The 18,500-nt window shown below is 66.9% G+C and carries 11 protein-coding genes and 2 pseudogenes; 10 read left to right on the plus strand and 3 right to left on the minus strand.

Annotated elements, in window-relative coordinates:
- Positions 1-132: 132 nt before the first annotated feature.
- Positions 133-3,051 (plus strand): VIT domain-containing protein, encoded by a 2,919-nt coding sequence (locus tag D0Y85_RS09770; RefSeq protein WP_117310319.1) that lies wholly within the window; start codon positions 133-135, stop codon positions 3,049-3,051.
- Between the two features lie 67 nt (positions 3,052-3,118).
- Here D0Y85_RS09770 and D0Y85_RS09775 read toward each other — a convergent pair.
- Positions 3,119-4,279 (minus strand): annotated as a pseudogene (locus tag D0Y85_RS09775) (acyltransferase family protein); the annotation flags it as partial.
- Between the two features lie 152 nt (positions 4,280-4,431).
- Between D0Y85_RS09775 and D0Y85_RS09780 the strand changes: the two are divergent.
- Positions 4,432-5,322 (plus strand): LytTR family DNA-binding domain-containing protein, encoded by an 891-nt coding sequence (locus D0Y85_RS09780; RefSeq protein ID WP_117310321.1) that lies wholly within the window; start codon positions 4,432-4,434, stop codon positions 5,320-5,322.
- 33 nt (positions 5,323-5,355) lie between these two features.
- Here D0Y85_RS09780 and D0Y85_RS09785 read toward each other — a convergent pair whose 3' ends face one another.
- On the minus strand, positions 5,356-6,096 hold the full coding sequence (locus tag D0Y85_RS09785) for a M48 family metallopeptidase (RefSeq protein ID WP_117310322.1): 741 nt from the start codon (positions 6,094-6,096) through the stop codon (positions 5,356-5,358).
- Between D0Y85_RS09785 and D0Y85_RS20555 the strand changes: the two genes are divergently transcribed.
- From D0Y85_RS20555 to D0Y85_RS09825, 8 genes and pseudogenes are all read left to right on the plus strand, one after another.
- Positions 6,086-6,274 (plus strand): hypothetical protein, encoded by a 189-nt coding sequence (locus D0Y85_RS20555; protein ID WP_162887644.1) that lies wholly within the window; start codon positions 6,086-6,088, stop codon positions 6,272-6,274. The genes D0Y85_RS09785 and D0Y85_RS20555 overlap by 11 nt on opposite strands.
- A protein-coding gene (prfB, locus tag D0Y85_RS09790; protein WP_117310323.1) for a peptide chain release factor 2 occupies positions 6,271-7,396 on the plus strand; the annotation gives its coding sequence in 2 pieces (ribosomal slippage) (positions 6,271-6,345 and positions 6,347-7,396; 1,125 coding nt in all). Before D0Y85_RS20555 ends, prfB begins: the two co-directional genes overlap by 4 nt.
- A 100-nt stretch (positions 7,397-7,496) precedes the next feature.
- Positions 7,497-8,279 (plus strand): helix-turn-helix transcriptional regulator, encoded by a 783-nt coding sequence (locus tag D0Y85_RS09795; RefSeq protein ID WP_025874707.1) that lies wholly within the window; start codon positions 7,497-7,499, stop codon positions 8,277-8,279.
- A 640-nt stretch (positions 8,280-8,919) separates the two neighbouring features.
- Positions 8,920-10,311 carry an NAD-dependent succinate-semialdehyde dehydrogenase gene (locus D0Y85_RS09805; protein WP_117310325.1) on the plus strand — a complete coding sequence of 464 codons (1,392 nt, stop codon included), beginning with the start codon at positions 8,920-8,922 and terminating at the stop codon, positions 10,309-10,311.
- A gap of 75 nt (positions 10,312-10,386) precedes the next feature.
- Positions 10,387-12,027 (plus strand): acetolactate synthase large subunit, encoded by a 1,641-nt coding sequence (locus D0Y85_RS09810; protein WP_117310326.1) that lies wholly within the window; start codon positions 10,387-10,389, stop codon positions 12,025-12,027.
- Positions 12,028-12,376: 349 nt separating this feature from the next.
- Positions 12,377-13,888: a lysine--tRNA ligase gene (gene lysS / locus D0Y85_RS09815; protein WP_117310327.1), complete on the plus strand. Its 1,512-nt coding sequence runs from the start codon at positions 12,377-12,379 to the stop codon at positions 13,886-13,888.
- A gap of 203 nt (positions 13,889-14,091) precedes the next feature.
- Positions 14,092-15,237: a two-component system response regulator gene (locus D0Y85_RS09820; RefSeq protein WP_117310328.1), complete on the plus strand. Its 1,146-nt coding sequence runs from the start codon at positions 14,092-14,094 to the stop codon at positions 15,235-15,237.
- Positions 15,234-17,404, plus strand: a pseudogene (locus D0Y85_RS09825) (response regulator). The gene D0Y85_RS09820 and the pseudogene D0Y85_RS09825 overlap by 4 nt, the downstream one beginning before the upstream one ends.
- Positions 17,405-17,507: 103 nt before the next feature.
- Here D0Y85_RS09825 and D0Y85_RS09830 read toward each other — a convergent pair.
- Positions 17,508-18,380, minus strand: a complete 873-nt coding sequence (locus D0Y85_RS09830; RefSeq protein WP_117310329.1) for a crotonase/enoyl-CoA hydratase family protein — start codon at positions 18,378-18,380, stop codon at positions 17,508-17,510.
- Between the last annotated feature and the right edge of the window lie 120 nt (positions 18,381-18,500).

An 18,500-nucleotide genomic window follows, 5' to 3' on the forward strand; every position in this document is an offset into this window, starting at 1 on the left:
TCATGCTCGGCGCTCCTCCCATTGGCTTGTAAAGAGTCTTGGGTGAGTGCCTGTTTCGACGGCATCTCCCCATCCAACCCCATTTGCCCCAGCCACGCGTTGAACCGTCCAACCTCCCGCTGGAGCAGTCCGATGCCCTTCGTCCGCCGCGTGATTTCATCCGTACTGGCCCTGCTGCTCTGCGCTGTCGCCGGGGTTGCCCAAGCGCAGTCCACCAAGGCCGTCCGGCCCGTCCGGTCGGTGCCGTTGCTGCAGGTTGCCGGCGCGGAGCAGCCCGTCGCACTGCGCCAGGCCAGCATCGAGGGCGACGTCCAAGCCGGCATCGCCCAGACCCGCATCACCCTGGAGTTCCACAATCCAAACCGCCGCGTGCTGGAGGGTGAGCTGCAGTTCCCATTGGCCGAAGGCCAGCAGATCACCGGGTTCGCCTTGGACATCGGCGGCGAGCTGCGCGATGCGGTGCCGGTGCCGAAGGATCGCGGCCGTCAGGTCTTCGAGGAGATCGCCCGCCGTGGCGTCGACCCCGGCCTGCTGGAGCAGACGGCGGGCAACCAGTTCCGCCTGCGCATCTACCCGCTGCCGGCCGGTGGCAGTCGCCGCGTGCAGCTGGTGCTGCGCGAGCCGCTGGCCTTCTCGGGCCAAGGCTGGCGTTGGACGCTGCCACTGCAGTTCGCCGCCGGAGCTGACTCGATTGAGCTGAGATTGCACGCGCCGGGCACGGTCACTGCTGGTACCGCGCCGTTCCAGATCACGGCGGGGCAGTTGCAGTGGCAGGGCCGGGGCGCGCAGCTGCCGGCACAGCTGCAATGGACCCTGCCGGCCGAACGCAAGCCGCAGGTGCAGGTGGCGCCGTGGCAGGACGGCCACTATCTGCTGGCGCAGCTGCCGGTGCCGATCAGTAGCGCTCCCCGCACGCTGCCCAGCGAGGTCGGCCTGCTGTGGGACGGTTCGGGGTCCTCCGGCCTGCGCGATCGCGCTCGCGAGTTCGCGCTGCTGGACCGCTACTTTGCCGCGATGGGCAATGGCACTGTCGCGCTGACCGTGCTGCGCGACCGCGCCGAGCCGGTCCGCCGATTCCGCATCCGCGGCGGAAACTGGAGCGGGCTCCGCGCGGCGCTGCAGGCGGTGCGCCCGGACGGTGCCAGTGCGCTGGCGCAATGGCAGTCGCAGCCGACGGTAAAGGAATACCTGCTGGTCAGCGACGGCCTGCTGACCTATGGACCGGAAACACTGCCGGCCTTGGCGCCCGACCAGCGCCTGTTCGCGGTCAGCAGCGCCGGTGCCCGCACGGACAGCACGCGCCTGCGCGGATGGAGTGAATCGCACAGCGGCCGCTTCGTCGCCCTGGGGCCGGACGTTGACGCGTCGGCTCGCGAACTGCTGTCTTCGCCACTGGACGTACAGGTTGATGCGGGGCGCGGGGTACAGGACGTGGTGATCGACCGCCGCAGCGAAACCGAAGGCTGGCTGTGGCTGCACGCCCGGTTGGCAGCGGACGGTGTGCCAATGCGGGTGCGCGTCGGCGGCGGCCAGTGGCAGGCGCTGCCGCCAACGCAGAAGGGCAGCGATGGAGCGCTGCTGGCTGGCTTGTGGGCTCAGGCACGCCAGCAGCAGCTGGCGACCGACCGCCGTGGCAACCGCGAGGCGATGCAGCGCCTGTCGCAGCAGTTCAGCCTGGTCGGCCCTGACACCTCGCTGATCGTGCTGGAAACCCTGGACGACTACCTGCGCTACGCAATCCGGCCAGCGGGCGCGTTGCGCGCTCAGTACGACCAGCGGTTCGCACGGCAGGTTGCAGACCGCGACGCCGCCGACCGTCAGCGCCTGGACGATATTGCTTCGCGCTGGAAGGAGCGGCAGCAATGGTGGAGCCGCCGTTGGCCCAAAGGCATGCGCGTGCAGGCGAAGGCGCTGGAGGTGGTCGGTCAGGACGCGCACGCGGCTGCGCCGGTGGCGATGCTCGCAGCGCCTCCACCCGCGCCAGCGCCGATGGCCGTTGCCGCCGGGCAACGGGCAGAGTCCAGCAGCGCGCGCGCCCGTCGGTCGCCACCGCGGCAGGCCCCTGCAGGCCTGGAGGCCGCGATGGATGCCGTTACCGTCGAACCCACGGCGTCCAATGCGCCGGCCGCTGCCAACGACGGTCAGCTCGGCATCCGGCTGGCGGCGTGGCAATCCGATTCACCGGTTGCTCGCCGTCTGCGCCAGGGGCCGTCGTCGCAGCTGTACGACCGCTATCTGGCCGAGCGCGCCGCGAACGCCGACAGCAGTGCGTTCTTCCTCGACGTGGCCGATCTGTTGCTTGAACAGGGGCAGCGCGATCTGGCCCTGCGCGTGCTGTCCAACCTGGCCGAGATGGAGCTGGACAACCGCCATCTGCTGCGCGTTCTCGGCTATCGCCTGCTGCAGGCCGATGCACCGGCACTGGCGGTGCCGGTGTTCGAGCAGGTGCTGGCGATGGGCCAGGAAGAACCGCAGAGCTTCCGTGATCTGGGCCTGGCGCTGGCCGCAGCGGGCAAGCCGCAGCAGGCGCTGGCGCCGCTGTACCAGGTGGTGGTGCGGCCTTGGGATGGTCGCTTCGACGGCATCGCGCTGATCGCCCTGGATGAACTGACCAACCTGGTTGCCGGTAGCACGCCGCGCCTGGATACCACCGGCATCGACCCGCGCCTGCTGCAGGCGATGCCGCTGGACCTGCGCGTGGTGCTGGCCTGGGATGCCGACAACAGCGACATGGACTTGTGGGTGACCGACCCGAACGGCGAGCGTGCGTACTACGGCAACCGCCTGACCTACCAGGGTGGGCAGATGTCGCAGGACTTCACCGGTGGCTATGGTCCGGAACAGTTCTCGCTGCGCAACGCCAAGCCGGGCAAGTACAAGGTGGAGGCGAACTACTTCGGCAGCCGCCAGCAGCTGGTAACCGGTGCGACGACGCTGATGCTGCGCCTGACTACCCATTGGGGCACGCCGAAGCAGAAGGACCGGATGATCACGATGCGGCTGAAGGATCGTGCCGAGACGGTGCTGGTTGGCGAGTTCGAGGTGCGGTAGCGCCGGGCCATGCCCGGCGGCCGGCGCTGTGATCCTGCGTGACGCTCACTGCGCCGTTGCGATCGGCACGCAGCCCGAACAGCGGCCGCAGCCAGCGCACACGGCGCACCAGCAGTTCGTGGATCAGCAGGCAGCCGGCGACGGTGCCGACAATCACCAGCGTCGGCTCCAGCCACGCGCCCAGCTGCAACGGCCGCAACCAGTACAGAAGCACGATCAGCACGGTCTGGTGCAGGATGTACCAGCTGAACACCGCTTCGCGGCAGTAGCCCAGGCCACGCCATGGCCGCGCCAGCAGGACCTGCGCCCAGCCGAAGAGGGTCAGCAGGGCGCACCAGGTGTACAGCGCTCGGCCAACGCGCTCGGTCTGCGCCCACGGCAGCGACAGCACCCACTGCGGCAGATCGCCAACATCGGGCATCCGCGCCAGTGCACGGATGCCCAGTTCGACAGTCAGCCCGGCAACGGCCAGCATCAGGGTCAACCGCCGGCCACGCACCAGCAGATCCCAACCGCGCTGCCACTGCGCGGCGATGAAGCCGCCGAGGAACAGGGGCAGTGATTCGGCGTGGACATACAGGTCATCGACCAGCGCGTGGGTTGGCGGGTGGGCGGGCAGGATCACCAGCAGCGCCCATGCCAGCCATAGCACCGGCAGCAGCAGGCCCAGCGTGGCCACCCAACGGTCGCCCGGATGCAGGCCCGGCAGGCGCTGGCGCAGCGGCCGCACTACGCTGGCCAACAGGATCGCCAACAGCGTGTAGGGGATCAGATAGGCCAGGTACCACAGGTGGTTCCAGGTGAATCCATACGCTGCACCGGTGAAGCTGGCACCCGGCCACGGCCGGAACTGCCAGTAGCGCCACAGGAATGCGCCGAGCCCTGGCGTGACGTCGCCCTTGTCCACCGCTTCACAGTAGGCCTGCAGCGAAACGACCGCGACGATGCCGAACACCAGCGGCAACAACAGCCGCCAGCCGCGCCGCAACGCGAACCGCCACCGGCCGTGCCCGGGCAGGCCCAGGCCCAGTGCAACGCCGGAGATGGCGAACAGCAGCGGCATGCGCCAACGATTCAACGCGATCATCGGCCACTGCAGCCACTCTGCCGTGTGCGCGCTCTTGAGGTGGAAGTCCCATCCGGCCACGTAGGCCATGGCCACGTGGTAGAGGATCAACAGGCCGAAGGCACCGATGCGCAGGGAGTCGAGGTCGTGGCGGCGAGTCATGGCGGTATCCGTGTTGGCGTCCTCGCAGAGTGGAAGTCCTTGCGGGTTGTCGCCAGCAGGAGGGGGCGGCTGGATGCCCTGCAGGGCCCAATGGCGGGGCGAGGGGACGAATGGCGTGCGTCAACAGGGCTGTGGTTGGCGATAATCCAGCAATGGATGAGCACAACCAGCAGGGCCCGCGCGTGCGTGGCGAATCGGTGGGCAGCAGCAGGCAAGGACGGCAGGCAGCCGTGTTCTGGGTCGTACTGTTCCTGGGGACGGCGACGGCCAATGTGCTGGCCAAGGCCATGATCGCGGCGCGCGATGGTCTGCCCTCCCAATGGATGGCGGCCACGATTGACGAGTTCAGCAGCGCGCTGGTGTCGCTGCTGCTGCTGGTGGTGCTGATCCGCGCGGCTTCACGCTGGCCGCTGCACACCGATACCTGGCGACAGCGCTTGGCACCGTACCTGTTGGGCGCGGTCGCGTGGTGGCTGTTGCACGTGAGCGCGATGGTCCTGCTGCGGAAGGCCGCACATGCCGTGCTTGGCAGCAGCTACACCTTTGGTGGCTGGCCGGCGCAATGGTTCTACGAATTCTTCAAGGACATCCAGACCTATGCGCTGCTGGTCTCGGCAGTCCATGCGCTGGCCTGGTTCGGCCGGCGCCGCCAGGGCGAAGCGACCCTGCTGGCCGCGCCCGACGACGGCCCTCCGGTCGAGCCGGTCGAGCGTCCGCAGCATTTCCTGGTGCGCAAGCTGGGCAAGGAGTTCCTGGTCGCCACCGGCGACGTGGAATATGCCCAGGCCGCCGGCAACTATGTGAACCTGCGCGTGCGCGGGCATGACTACCCGCTGCGGATCACCATGGCGGTGCTGGAGGCGCGGCTGGACCCGGCCCTGTTCCTGCGCAGCCACCGCAGCTGGCTGGTCAACAGGGACCAGCTGCGCTCGATCGAGCCGCTGGATGGGGGCGAGGCCTTGCTGCACATGGCCGATGGGGCCAAGGTACCCTGCAGTCGACGACAACTGCCGCTGCTGCGCCAGGCGCTGGCGGGCGGGTGAGCGGACGGACCATACGGTCCGCCCGCCGCCAGCTTACTTCTTGTCCTTCTTGATCATCCCGTCAATGCGCGCGGCGCGGGCTTCCGAGCCCGGGTGCGAGGACATCAGGCCGCCGTCGCTGGACAGCTTGCGGAACATGCTGGCCAGGGCGGCCGGGTCGTAGCTGTGGCGCTTCATGAACTGGTAGCCGTACTCATCGGCCGCGCTCTCTTCCTTCTGCGAGAACTGGGCATTGATGAAGCCTTCGGCCAGTTCGCCGAGCTGGCCCTGGCTGAGCTGGGTCAGGTTGCCGTTGCCGGAGGCGGCAAGGCCTTCGCGGCCGGCAGAGGCGAGCAGGGAGGTGCGCATCTTGGTCTTGCTGTGACCCAGCTTCACGTGGCCGATTTCGTGGCCGATCACGCCACGCACTTCGTCATCGCTGGCCATGTCCATCAGGCCGGTGTAGACGCGGACGCAGCCGTTGGCCATCGCCCAGGCGTTGACGTCGTCGGTGCGGTAGACCTTGAAATTCAGGTTCAGTCCGTCCTCGTTGGCCAGGCCCTGGGTGATCTTGGCCAGGCGCTGGGCGTACGGATCGTTGCCTGCCACCACCTGGTTTTCCTTGTCCATGTAGGCGCAAGCCTGGTCGGCAGCGGCCGAGACTTCCGCGTCGGACAGGGTCAGCGCCTTGCCGGCCTTCAGGCCGGTGCTGGTCAGGCCCTTCAGGTCGAGGGCAGACGCATTGGCGGCCAGCAGGCAGGCGGCCAGGCACAGGGTGGATCGCATGATCGTCATTGAATTGGTGCTCCTTGAATGGGAATGGGCCGCGCGTCCCCCTGTTGCCGCGGCGGTGGGGAAGTCTACCGGTATCGCGTGGCTGCGTGTCCAGACCGGTACGGGCGTGTCTCGCCGCCGGGTGGACGCCTGCGGTATCATTGCCAGTCATCTTTTGAATGCACAACCGCCGACATGATCGAACTGAATCCTGTCCGCCAGCGCATCACCGATCTGACCGATCGCGTGTTGTCGCTCCGGGGGTATCTTTGACTACGACGCCAAGAAAGAGCGTCTTGAGGAAGTAACGCGGGAGCTGGAAAGCCCCGACGTCTGGAACAACGCCGAGTACGCCCAGAACCTGGGGCGCGAGCGCTCGAGCCTGGAAAAGACCGTCGGCGGCATCGCCACGGTGCTGGAGGGCCTGAGCGACGCCACCGAGCTGCTGGAGCTGGCCGAGTCCGAGCAGGACGAGGACACCGCGCTGGCCGTGGTGGCCGACCTGGACAAGCACCAGGCGCACGTGGAGAAGCTGGAGTTCCAGCGCATGTTCTCCGGCGAGATGGACAATGCTGCAGCGTTCGTCGACATCCAGGCTGGCGCTGGTGGCACCGAAGCCCAGGACTGGGCCGAGATCCTGCTGCGCATGTACCTGCGCTGGTGCGAATCGCGTGGCTGGAAGACCGAACTGATGGAAGTGTCCGGTGGCGACGTTGCCGGCATCAAGTCGGCCACCCTGCGCGTTGAGGGCGACTACGCCTATGGCTGGCTGAAGACCGAGACCGGCGTGCACCGCCTGGTGCGCAAGTCGCCGTTCGACTCGGACAACCGCCGCCACACCAGCTTCACTTCGGTGTTCGTGTCGCCGGAGATCGACGACAACATCGACATCACCATCAACCCGGCCGACCTGCGCACCGACGTGTACCGGTCGTCCGGTGCCGGTGGCCAGCACGTCAACAAGACCGAGTCGGCGGTGCGCATCACCCATATCCCGACCAACATCGTGGTGGCCTGCCAGACCGGCCGCAGCCAGCACCAGAACCGCGACAACGCGATGAAGATGCTGGCCGCCAAGCTGTACGAACTGGAAATCCAGAAGCGCAATGCCGAGAAGGACGCGGTGGAAGCCACCAAGTCCGATATCGGCTGGGGCAGCCAGATCCGCAACTACGTGCTCGACCAGAGCCGTATCAAGGACCTGCGCACCGGCATCGAGCGTTCGGATACGCAGAAGGTGCTGGACGGTGACCTGGACGAGTTCGTCGAGGCCAGCCTGAAGGCCGGCCTGGCGGTCGGCTCCAAGCGCATCGATGCCTGATGCGTGCCCGGGCGACAGCGGAACCGTCCGCTGCCCGGGCCCTGCGTTGCGGGACGTCTTCGGCGTCCCGCAACGCCGTTGAAACCTGCAGGGCAGGGCGATGATGCGCAGTGAAGCCGAACGCAAGGAACTGGGAGGCTTTCTCAAGGCCTGCCGTGCCCGGGTCGACCCCGCAACGCTGGGGCTGCCCGCCGGTCGCCGACGCACGCCGGGCCTGAAGCGCGAGGAAGTCGCGCTGGCGATCGGGGTCAGCGTCAGCTGGTACACCTGGATCGAGCAGGGCCGCGAAGTGCGCGCCTCGCCCGAGGTGCTCGAGCGCCTGGCGCAGGTACTGCGGTTGAGCGACGACGAGCGCGCCTACGCGTTCGCGCTGTCCGGCTATGGCGTGCCGCTGGAATCGCCCGACGAGACGGTGACCGATGGCCTGCGACAGCTGGTGGAGGCGATGCAGCCGATCCCGGCCTACGTGCGCAATACCCGTTTCGACATACTGGCCTGGAACCCGGCCATCGCCGATCTGTTTGTCGACTACGGTCAGTTGGCGCCGCATGAGCGCAATACGCTGCGGCTGATGTTCCTGTATCCGCCGTACAGAACGTTGATTCTCAACTGGGAAGAAATGACCCGCGGGCTGCTGGCCAGCTTCCGCGCGGCGATGGCGCAGGCGCCGGACAAGGCGCCGTTCCTGGCGCTGGCCGAGGACATCGGCGCGCACAGCGAGCAGTTCCGCCAGTGGTGGCCGGAGCATGACGTGCGACGTTTCGACGAGGGTGCGAAGAAACTGAACCATCCCACGCGCGGGCTGCTGGACCTGCAGTACGTGGCGCTGGTGCCGGAGAGCCGGCATGACCTGTCACTGGTGACCTACCTGCCGCGAAGGTAAGGGGTTGTTTGGCAGGGCTTGCAGCCCTGCACCTGCTGTAGTGCCGGCCGCTGGCCGGCAACCTCAACAGCAACAGCAACAGCAACAGCGGGCTTTCCGTGAGTTGGTGGGGCGGTGTCGGAGTGCGGGGACGCCGCAAGTACGTCCGTGTAGGCTTGGCCGCGGCATCCATGCCGCGGACACCCCGCACTCCGACACCGCCCCACCTCTGACAGATCTCCGCGGCTGTTGGTAGGTGTCGACCTTGGTCGACACGTTGATCCACGCCATGCGTGGATGCTTTTCGGTTTCAATTCGAGATAGTCGATCTCGATGGAAATTCATCCACGCATGGCGTGGATCTACTGGAGGCGCCGGGTTGGGTCTGGAGAAGAGCCCCTGAGTCAGGGGCGGCCGCGAAGCGGCGGGGTATGGGGGCTGGTAAGTGGGGCCCGCGGTTCGCGTAGCGAAGCGTGGGAGCGGCAGCGCGCATGCGATGGCGCGTACCCGGGCGCAGCCCTGCCGGGAACTCCCAACCCCATTCAGGCAGGTAAGTACAGGTCACAGGATACGCAGACGCCTTGTTGCTGCCATCGATCGGGTCCACATTCGTTGTCAGGAAACGGGCAGCCGCCCGTTGTCGAGACAACAGGAGACCTGCATGTCCGCTTCCCCCGCAGCCCCCGCTGCCATTTCCCGCGATCCGGCCACCGGCCAGCAGATTGCCAGCCACCCCTTCGCCACCGACGCCGAGCTGGACGCCATCCTTGACCGCGGCCAGGCCGGTTTTGCAGCCTGGAGCGCGCAGTCACTGGAACAACGCGCCAGCGTGCTGCGTGCGATGGCTGCCGTGCTGCGCCGCGACCGTGGACCGCTGGCCGCGATGGCCACTGCCGAAATGGGCAAGGTCCAGGCCGAGTCGCTGGCCGAGATCGAGAAGTGCGCGGTGCTGTGCGATTGGTACGCCGACAACGGTGCGGCGTTCCTGCGCGATGAACCCACCCCGGTGGCCGACAACAAGGCCTATGTCTCCTACCTGCCGCTGGGCGTTGTGCTGGGCATCATGCCGTGGAATTTCCCGTACTGGCAGGTGATGCGCGCGGCCGTGCCGATCCTCATGGGCGGCAACGGCTTTCTGCTGAAGCCGGCCGAGAACATCGTCGGCACCGCCGGGCTGCTCGCCGCTGCGTGGCGCGATGCGGGCCTGCCGGACGGCACCTTCATCGCCGCCAACATCAGCCGCGAGGGCACCAGTGCCGCCATCGCCGATGACCGCATCGCGGCCGTGACTCTCACCGGGAGCGTCGCCGCGGGGCGCAGCATCGCCGCGCAGGCCGGGCAAGCGCTGAAGAAGGTGGTGCTTGAGTTGGGTGGCTCGGATCCGTTCATCGTGCTGGCCGACGCCGATCTCGATGCCGCGGTCGATGCGGCTGTTGCCTCGCGCTTCCAGAACACCGGGCAGGTGTGCATTGCCGGCAAGCGCATCATCGTCGAAGACGCCGTGTACGAGCGTTTCGTGGCGTTGTTCTGCGAGCGCGTACAGGCGCTGACCGTCGGCGATGGCCGCGAGGCCGGCAACCGGATCGGACCGATGGCCCGGCAGGACCTGCTGGAACAGCTTGATGCACAGGTACGCGCCTCGGTCGAGGCCGGTGCGCAGTTGCTGGTGGGCGGCAAGCAGCTCGATCGCCCCGGCAGCTTCTATGCCCCCACCGTGCTGGCCGGCGTCGAGCCGGGCATGCAGGCCTTCGACACCGAGACCTTCGGGCCGGTGGCGTCGATCAGCCGCGCGCGCGATGCCGACCATGCGGTGGAACTGGCCAACCAGAGCGAGTTCGGCCTGAGCGGCAATCTGTGGACGGGCGACCACGCCCGTGCGATGCAGCTGGCGCGCCGGCTGCAGACCGGTGGCGTGTTCGTCAACGGCTTCTCGGCCTCCGATCCGCGCGTGCCGATCGGCGGCGTGAAGAAGAGCGGCTTCGGCCGCGAGCTGTCGCACTTCGGCATCCGCGAATTCGTCAACGCGCAGACGGTGTGGTTCGACCGCCGTTGACGCGGGCCATCCAACCTTCCTGTCAGCATCCCTGCAACGTTCCATCATCACGCATTGCGAGAAGGACGTCATTCCATGTCCAAGGGTTCCGATCTGCTCGTCGCCGCACTCGAGAACGAGGGCGTCGAGCGCATTTTTGGCATTCCCGGTGAAGAGAACCTCGATGTCGTCGAGTCGCTTCGCCACTCCAGCATCGAGCTGGTCATCACCCGCCATGAACAGGCTGCCGTGTTCATGGCCGCCACCTACGGCCGCCTGACCGGCAAGCCCGGCGTGTGCCTGGCCACGCTCGGCCCGGGCGCGCTGAACTTCACCACCGGTGCCGCCTATGCGCTGCTCGGCGCGTGGCCGGTCATCATGATCACCGGGCAGAAGGGCATCGTGGCCAGCAAGCAGGCGCGCTTCCAGATCGTCGACATCGTCAGCACGATGAAGCCGCTGACCAAGTCGGCACGGCAGATCGTTTCGGCGCGCACCATCCCCACCATCGTCCGCGAGGCCTTCCGCACGGCGTTGGAGGAGCGCCCCGGGCCGGTGCTGCTGGAACTGCCCGAGGACATCGCGGCGATGGAGGTCGAGGACGTTGCACTGATCCCGCCACACCCGGTGGATCGGCCGATCGCCAGTCCCGAGGCGCTGGACCGTGCGGCGCAGATCATCCGCCAGGCCAAGCGGCCGCTGCTGGTGATCGCGTCGGCGGCGTCGCGACCGCAGTCCAGCGAGGCGCTGTCGGCCTTCGTGCTGCGGGCCGGCATCCCGTTCGTCACCACGCAGATGGGCAAGGGCGCGGTGGCCGGTGGCTCGGGCCTGTACATGGGCACGGCGGCACTGAGCGAGCGCGACTACGTGCACATGGCCATCGATCAGGCCGATGTGATCGTGACCATTGGCCACGAGGTGACGGAGAAGCCGCCCTTCGTGATGCGCCCGGGTGGCCGCACGGTCATCCACATCGGCTACTCGCAGGCTGCGGTGGAGCAGGTGTACTTCCCGCAGGTGGAGGTGATCGGCGATATCGGCCGCTCGCTGACCCTGCTGGCCGACCGTATCGAGGGCAAGGTGGACAACGCCGCTGCACTGCTGCCGCTGCGCGCGACGATCCTGGAGCACATCGCCGACCGCGCCGAAGAGGCTGGTTTCACGCCGCAGCGGCTGGTGCATGACGTGCGCCAGGTGATGCCGCCGGATGGCATCGTGGCGCTGGACAACGGCATGTACAAGATCTGGTTCGCGCGCAACTACCGTACCCAGGTGGCCAATACGCTGCTGCTGGACAACGCATTGGCAACGATGGGCGCGGGGCTGCCGTCGGCGATCATGGCCTCGATCCTGTACCCGCAGCGCCGCGTGCTGGCGGTGTGTGGCGATGGCGGTTTCATGATGAACAGCCAGGAGCTGGAGACCGCAAGGCGGTTGGGCCTGAATCTGGTGGTGCTGATCCTCAACGACGGCGCCTACGGCATGATCCGCTGGAAGCAGGCGGTGGATGGTTTTGCCGACTACGGCATGACCTTCGGCAATCCGGATTTCGTCAAGTACGCCGAGGCCTATGGCTGCCAGGGGCACGAGGTGACGGCGATCGAGCAGTTCATTCCGACCCTGGAAGCGGCCTTCACCGCGGGCGGCGTGCATCTGGTGTCGGTGCCGGTGGACTATTCGGAGAACCAGCGGGTGCTGGTGGATGAGCTGCGGCAGGCATTCCCGGGAAACGGGTAGGTGTCGCCCCCCCGAGCCCGGTAGGTGTCGACCCCCGAGCCCGGTAGGTGTCGACCTTGGTCGACACAGTAGATCCAGACCATGCGTGGATGCCTCCCCATGCCCGGCGCGGTAGAGCGCCAACCAAGGTCGGCGGCTACCAGGGCGGTGGATCGAGGTTGACCGACTGCGGCAGGCATTCCTGGGAGCCCGGTAGGTGTCGACCTTGGTCGACACGGTGGGCGCCAACCAAGGTTGGCGGCTACCGGAGCAGGGGCGGCCCGAGGCCGGGGCAGGGCGCTTTTGGTATGCTGGGCGACCGGCTGCGCCGGGCGCAACACTCCCCTCACTACACGATTCCCGCAGATCCATGAGCGAAGCTACCGATACCCCCCCCGTCGACGAAAACAAGTTGATCGCCGAGCGCCGTGAGAAACTCAAAGCGCTGCGCGGGCAGGGGATCGCGTATCCGAACGACTTCCGTCGCGAGGACTTTGCCGGCCAGCTGCAGGACGAGTTCGCCGATGCGGAGCAGTGGACCGCCGAAACCCTGGAAGGCAACGGCCGCCAGGTGAAGATGGCCGGTCGCCTGATGGCCAAGCGGGTCATGGGCAAGGCCAGCTTCGCCCAGATCCAGGACGAATCGGGCCGCATCCAGCTGTTCCTGCAGGGCAGCGTGCTGGGTGATGCCTACACCGCCTTCAAGGGCTGGGACGTGGGCGACATCATCGCTGTCGAAGGTGGCCTCACCCGCACGAAGACCGGCGAGCTGTCGGTCAAGGCCGAGTCGATCCGCCTGCTGACCAAGTCGTTGCGCCCGCTGCCGGACAAGTGGCATGGCCTGGCCGACGTCGAGCAGCGCTACCGCCAGCGTTACGTCGACCTGATCGTGACCCCGGAGTCGCGTGCGGTCTTCATCAAGCGCTCGAAGATCATCCGGGCGATGCGTGCGTGGCTGGACAACCGCGACTTCCTCGAAGTTGAAACGCCGATGATGCATTACATCCCCGGCGGCGCCGCGGCCAAGCCCTTCACCACCCACCACAACGCGCTGGACCTTGACCTGTACCTGCGCGTGGCGCCGGAGCTGTACCTCAAGCGCCTGACCGTCGGTGGCCTGGAACGCGTCTACGAAATCAACCGCAACTTCCGCAACGAAGGCGTCAGCACCCGCCACAACCCGGAATTCACCATGATGGAACTGTACGAGGCCTATGCCACGTACAACGAGATCATGGACCTTACCGAGGGCGTGATCCGTGACGTGGCGCTGTCGGTGAACGGCACCACCGTGGTGGAGTGGGACGGCGCCAACATCGACCTGGGTCCGGCGTTCCGCCGCTGGCGCATGGACGAGGCGGTGCGTCACCACAACCCGGAAATCTCCGCGGCCGACTGCACCGACCGTGACGCGCTGCTGCGTCATTGCGAGCGCCTGAAGATCCGCGTCAAGCCGTCCTACGGTTGGGGCAAGCTGCTGCTGGAGATCTTCGAAGCCACCGTCGAGCACACCCTGATCCAGCCGACCTTCATCACCGATCACCCGGTGGAGGTCTCGCCGCTGGCCCGCGCCAACGACAACGATCCCGGCTATACCGACCGCTTCGAACTGTTCGTCAACGGCAAGGAACTGGCCAACGGCTTCTCCGAACTGAACGACCCGGAGGACCAGGCCCAGCGCTTCCAGGCGCAGGTGGCGGCGAAGGAAGGCGGCGACGACGAGGCCATGCACTACGACGCCGACTACATCCGTGCGCTGGAGTACGGAATGGCGCCGACCGGCGGCCTTGGCATCGGCGTCGATCGGCTGGTGATGCTGCTGACCGGCAGCAGCTCGATCCGCGACGTGCTGCTGTTCCCGTACATGCGTCCGGAGCAGTAACCGTCGTTTTTGGCGTCCGTTTGTGCGCGTCGTCTCGGTTTGAGACGGCGCCATTGACGCGCCCCGCACTCGGCGTATCGTTGTTGCACAACCTTGACACTGGCTATGGCTTGATGGCGTCAGGGGAGGCCGCGATGTGGAGAATCCGCTTCACATTGTGACGACGATCATGAATCGGGGGGCTTGTGACGGGAGTCGAGCCGATGCAGGGTGCCAGCGTGCACAGCGGCGGGGTATCCTCGCCCGCTGACCTTTCAGCATGGTCGAGAAAGCAGGCAGAGAACGCCTTGAACATCGTCATCGTCGATGACCAGACTTCCGCACGGACGATGCTTCGTCACGTCATCGAGGACATCGCACCGGAACTGAGCGTGCATGACTTCGGCGATCCGTTGACGGCGTTGGCATGGTGCGAATCGTACCCGGTCGACCTGCTGCTTCTCGATTACCGCATGCCGGAGATGGATGGGCTGGAGTTCGCCCGCCGCTTCCGCCGGCTGCCCAAGCATCGCGATATTCCGGTGATCCTGATCACCGTGGTGGGTGACGAGCCGATCCGCCAGGCAGCACTGGAAGCCGGCGTGATCGATTTCCTGGTCAAGCCGATCCGCCCGCGCGAACTGCGCGCACGCTGCTACAACCTGTTGCAGTTGCGCCAGCAGACCGAGAACGTGAAGCAGCGCGCGCTGTCGCTGGAGCAGCGGCTGCTGGCCAGCATGCACGAGGTGGAGGAGCGCGAGCGCGAGACGCTTTCGCGGCTGGCGCGTGCGATCGAATTCCGTGATGCCGGCACCAGTGCCTACCTTGAGCGGATGGCGCGCGTGGCTGGCCTGATTGCCGAGCAGCTGGGCCTGCCGGAAGAGGACGTCAAGCTGATCGAGATGGCCGCACCGCTGCACGACATGGGCAAGATCGCCATTCCCGATGCGGTGCTGCTCAAGCAGGGCAAGCTCAATGATGAGGAGCTGGCGATCATGCGCCGGCATCCGCGAATCGGCCATGAACTGCTCAGCGGCAGCCAGAACCGTTTCATCCAGGTCGGTGCATTGATCGCGCTGCGTCACCACGAGCGCTACGACGGCAGTGGCTATCCCGATGGCCTGGTGGGCGATGCGATTCCGCTGGAAGCGCGCATCGTCGCGGTGGCCGACGTGTTCGATGCGTTGATCTCGCCGCGCCCCTACAAGGAAGCGTGGACGATGGAAGCCACCTTGGCCTACCTGTATGCCCAGCGTGGGCGCCTGTTCGATCCGCGCTGCGTGGATGCATTGCTGCGCGGCCGCGAGCAGCTGGAACAGATCTGTGCCGACCACTCCACCGCCTCTGCACGGCCGGGACTGGGCGCGTGAAACGACTGCTGTCGCGATTGCGATTGCGCCTGTCCCAGCGGCAGGACAGCGAGCACGGGCAGCAGATCGTCCGCATCGTCCTGATCAGCCTGATCATGGCTTACGTGCTGCTGCCTTCGGCGCGGCATGATCTGCCGCACACCCAGTATGTCGGTGTGCTGGCGATCGTGCTGACCGGCCTGAGCCTGTCGCTGCTGTTGTTCGGTTGGCTGCTGTGGCGGCCGGGGCGTTCCGATGCGCGCCGTGTACTGGGCATGCTGGCCGACTACGGCCTGATTGCTGCCGGCATGATCCAGATGGGCGAGCCGCTGTCGTGGGTCTACATCGTGGTGATGTGGGTGACGGTGGGCAATGGCATGCGCTTTGGCAACCACTACCTCTATGTGGCCGTGGCGATGGCGATGGTCAGCTTCGGCATTACCGCGCTGTCCACCCCCTATTGGCAGCAGAACGCACGCTTGGCCATTGGCCTGTGGCTTGGCCTTGCGGCGGTACCCCTGTATTTCTCCACGCTGCTGCGGCAGTTGACCGAGGCGATGGCCGAGGCGCGGCGCGCCAGCGAAGCCAAGAGTCGATTCCTGGCCAACATGAGCCACGAGTTCCGCACCCCACTCAATGGATTGAATGGCATGACGGAAGTGTTGGCGACCACGCGCCTGGACGACGAGCAGCGTGAGTGCGTGAGTACCATCCAGGCGTCGTCGCGCAGCCTGCTGGCGCTGGTCGAGGAAGTGCTGGACATCTCGGCGATCGAGGCCGGCAAGCTGCGCGTGGTCGCCGAGGATTTCGTGCTTTCCGACGTGATGCAGGCGATCGGCCTGATCCTGTTGCCGCAGGCCAAGGCCAAGCGCCTGGATTACAGGGTGAAGGTAGCCGAGACCGTGCCGCCGACCCTGCGCGGCGACGTCGGTCATCTGCGGCAGATCCTGCTCAACCTGGCCGGCAACGCGGTCAAGTTCACCGATCACGGCCGGGTCGAGATCCGTGTCAGTGTTGTCCACGCCGACACCCAGGGGGGAGTGCGGCTGCGCTTCGACATTCTCGATACCGGCATCGGCGTCGCTCCAGCCATGCGCCCACGCCTGTTCGAGGCCTTCGAGCAGGCCGACGTCAGCATGGCCCGCCGTCATGAAGGTACCGGCCTGGGCACGACCATCGCCAAGGGATTGGTCGAAGCGATGGACGGTGAGATCGGTTACCTGGACAACCCGCCGCAGGGCAGCCACTTCTGGGTGGAACTGCCGTTCGCGCCGCCGCAGCCGGTGGTCCCGGGCGCGGTGCCGACCCTCGCTGCTGGCGACGAAACCGGCGCCGGCGGCAACGTCATCGCCTTCGCCGATCCGTTCCTGCGCCATCGCGCGCGGGTGCGCAGCATGCAGATCCTGGTCGCCGACGACCACGAGGCCAACCGCATGGTGCTGCAACGGCTGCTGCAGAAGGCCGGACACAAGGTGCTGTGCGTCGATGGGGGCGAAGCGGTGCTGGATGCACTGGCTGAAAGTGAGTTCGATGCGGCCATTGTCGATCTGCACATGCCCGGCATGAGTGGCCTGGACATGCTGAAGGAGCTGCGGGTGATGCAGGCTGGTGGCGGCCCGCGCACGCCGGTGCTGGTGCTCAGCGCCGACGTCACTCCCGAAGCCATCCAGCGCTGTACCCAGGCCGGTGCGCATGCGTTCCTGGCCAAGCCGGTGGTGGCCGTGCGCCTGCTGGACACCCTGGCCGAGATCGCCAACAACGCCCAGCTCAAGGCCAGTGCTCCGCCGATCGTGCGCACCGTCACCAACCTCGATGGCGTGCTCGACACCGGCGTGCTTGATGAGCTGGCGTCGCTGGGAATGGGCGAAGGCTTCGAGCGCGAGTTCATCCGCCAGTGCCTGGACGATGCCGAGTCATGCCTGCGCAAGGCCGAAGGTGACGGTGAAGCGGCACGCTGGGGGGCTTTCCGCGAGCAGTCGCACGCGATCAAGGGCGTGGCCAGCAATCTGGGCCTGGTGCGTGCGTCCAACCGCGCCGGTGAGTTGATGCGGATGGCCGACTGGCAGCTCAAGGCCGAATGGCGGCAGCGTCTTGCGGTGCTGCAGGGGCTATCAAGGAAGGCCGGCAGGCGCTGGATGCACGCGCCCAACGCAAGGCGCGTGGCGTGGCCGATGACAGCGAGCGATAGAACGGGGGCCAGCCTGGCCTGTAATACCGGTTGTCGATGCTCGCACGCCCATAAAAAAAGCCCGGCGGCCAGCCGGGCTTGAACCCTGCGGGGAGGGGAAATATCAGGCCACGTCCAGATTGGCGCGTCGGGTCTGGGCCTTGATCAAACGGTCCATGGTGCGCAGCGAACGATCACCCAGGGCCAGTGCCGAATCGACCCAGACCTTGGTGATTTCCAGCAGTTCGTCGTAGCTGACCGCCTGCGCCAGGTTGCGCGCGGCATTCATTGCCAGGTACGACTGCGGCAGGCGCTGCTGCTGGCGGATCATCTCTTCGACCGCGCCGCGGCCTTCACCTTTCCTGACCAGCACGTCGACCACGCCCATCGCGTGCATCTCCTCGGCGCTGTAGATACGGCCGTCGAGGATGATCTTCTCGGCCAGCTGCGGCGACACCCGGCGGCACAGGAACGAGTAGGCGCCCATGCCCGGAAACAGGCCGAACAGCACTTCGGGCAGGCCCATGCCGCTGCCTTCCTCGGCAACGATGGTGTGGCAGGCCAGGGCCATTTCCAGGCCGCCCCCCAGCGCATCGCCCTGGATCAGGGCGATCGAGCGGACGTCGCCGCCGAAACCGGTGTGCAGATGGTGAACGCCTTCCACGCATCGCTGGGCGTAGGTCAGCAGCAGGTCGCGGTTACCTTCCCGGATCAGGCGGGTGAACAGGTCCAGGTCCCCGCCCAGGTTGTAGGCGGCGGCGTCGGAGGCCAGCACGAAATGGCGCAGCTGGCCGCTGTGGCGCTGCGCCGGCCCGCGGGTGATGGCGTTCATGTAACTCCACATCTCGTCCAGCATGTCCTTGCGGCAGCAGGGACGCACGCCGGTGGAGGCATCGGCGTGCATGAACAGCCAGTGTGCGGCGCCGTCAGCGCTGTCCTGGGTGCGGATGGTGGCATAGGGGGAGCTGCTGCTGGGCAGCTTTTCGATGGTGCTCATGGAAGGGTCCTCGGCGGTGCGGCCCGCAGTTGAAGGTGGTGGCCGGCGGGCCGAACGGTCCACTCACGCGGCGATGCTACACCGGGCCCGGCCCGCGCATGCGAAAAGGCCCGGGTCGTT

This window comes from Stenotrophomonas sp. G4, assembly GCF_003428825.1.
In the GTDB taxonomy this organism is placed as follows: domain Bacteria; phylum Pseudomonadota; class Gammaproteobacteria; order Xanthomonadales; family Xanthomonadaceae; genus Stenotrophomonas; species Stenotrophomonas indicatrix.

Coding starts and splice junctions, on each gene's coding strand:
- D0Y85_RS20555 (WP_162887644.1), top strand. CDS start 6,086: ATGATCGTCATTGAATTGGTGCTCCTTGAATGGGAATGGGCCGCGCGT.
- D0Y85_RS09830 (WP_117310329.1), bottom strand. CDS start 18,380: ATGAGCACCATCGAAAAGCTGCCCAGCAGCAGCTCCCCCTATGCCACC.
- D0Y85_RS09810 (WP_117310326.1), top strand. CDS start 10,387: ATGTCCAAGGGTTCCGATCTGCTCGTCGCCGCACTCGAGAACGAGGGC.
- D0Y85_RS09785 (WP_117310322.1), bottom strand. CDS start 6,096: ATGACGATCATGCGATCCACCCTGTGCCTGGCCGCCTGCCTGCTGGCC.
- D0Y85_RS09795 (WP_025874707.1), top strand. CDS start 7,497: ATGATGCGCAGTGAAGCCGAACGCAAGGAACTGGGAGGCTTTCTCAAG.
- D0Y85_RS09805 (WP_117310325.1), top strand. CDS start 8,920: ATGTCCGCTTCCCCCGCAGCCCCCGCTGCCATTTCCCGCGATCCGGCC.
- D0Y85_RS09820 (WP_117310328.1), top strand. CDS start 14,092: ATGCAGGGTGCCAGCGTGCACAGCGGCGGGGTATCCTCGCCCGCTGAC.
- D0Y85_RS09780 (WP_117310321.1), top strand. CDS start 4,432: ATGGATGAGCACAACCAGCAGGGCCCGCGCGTGCGTGGCGAATCGGTG.
- lysS (WP_117310327.1), top strand. CDS start 12,377: ATGAGCGAAGCTACCGATACCCCCCCCGTCGACGAAAACAAGTTGATC.
- D0Y85_RS09770 (WP_117310319.1), top strand. CDS start 133: ATGCCCTTCGTCCGCCGCGTGATTTCATCCGTACTGGCCCTGCTGCTC.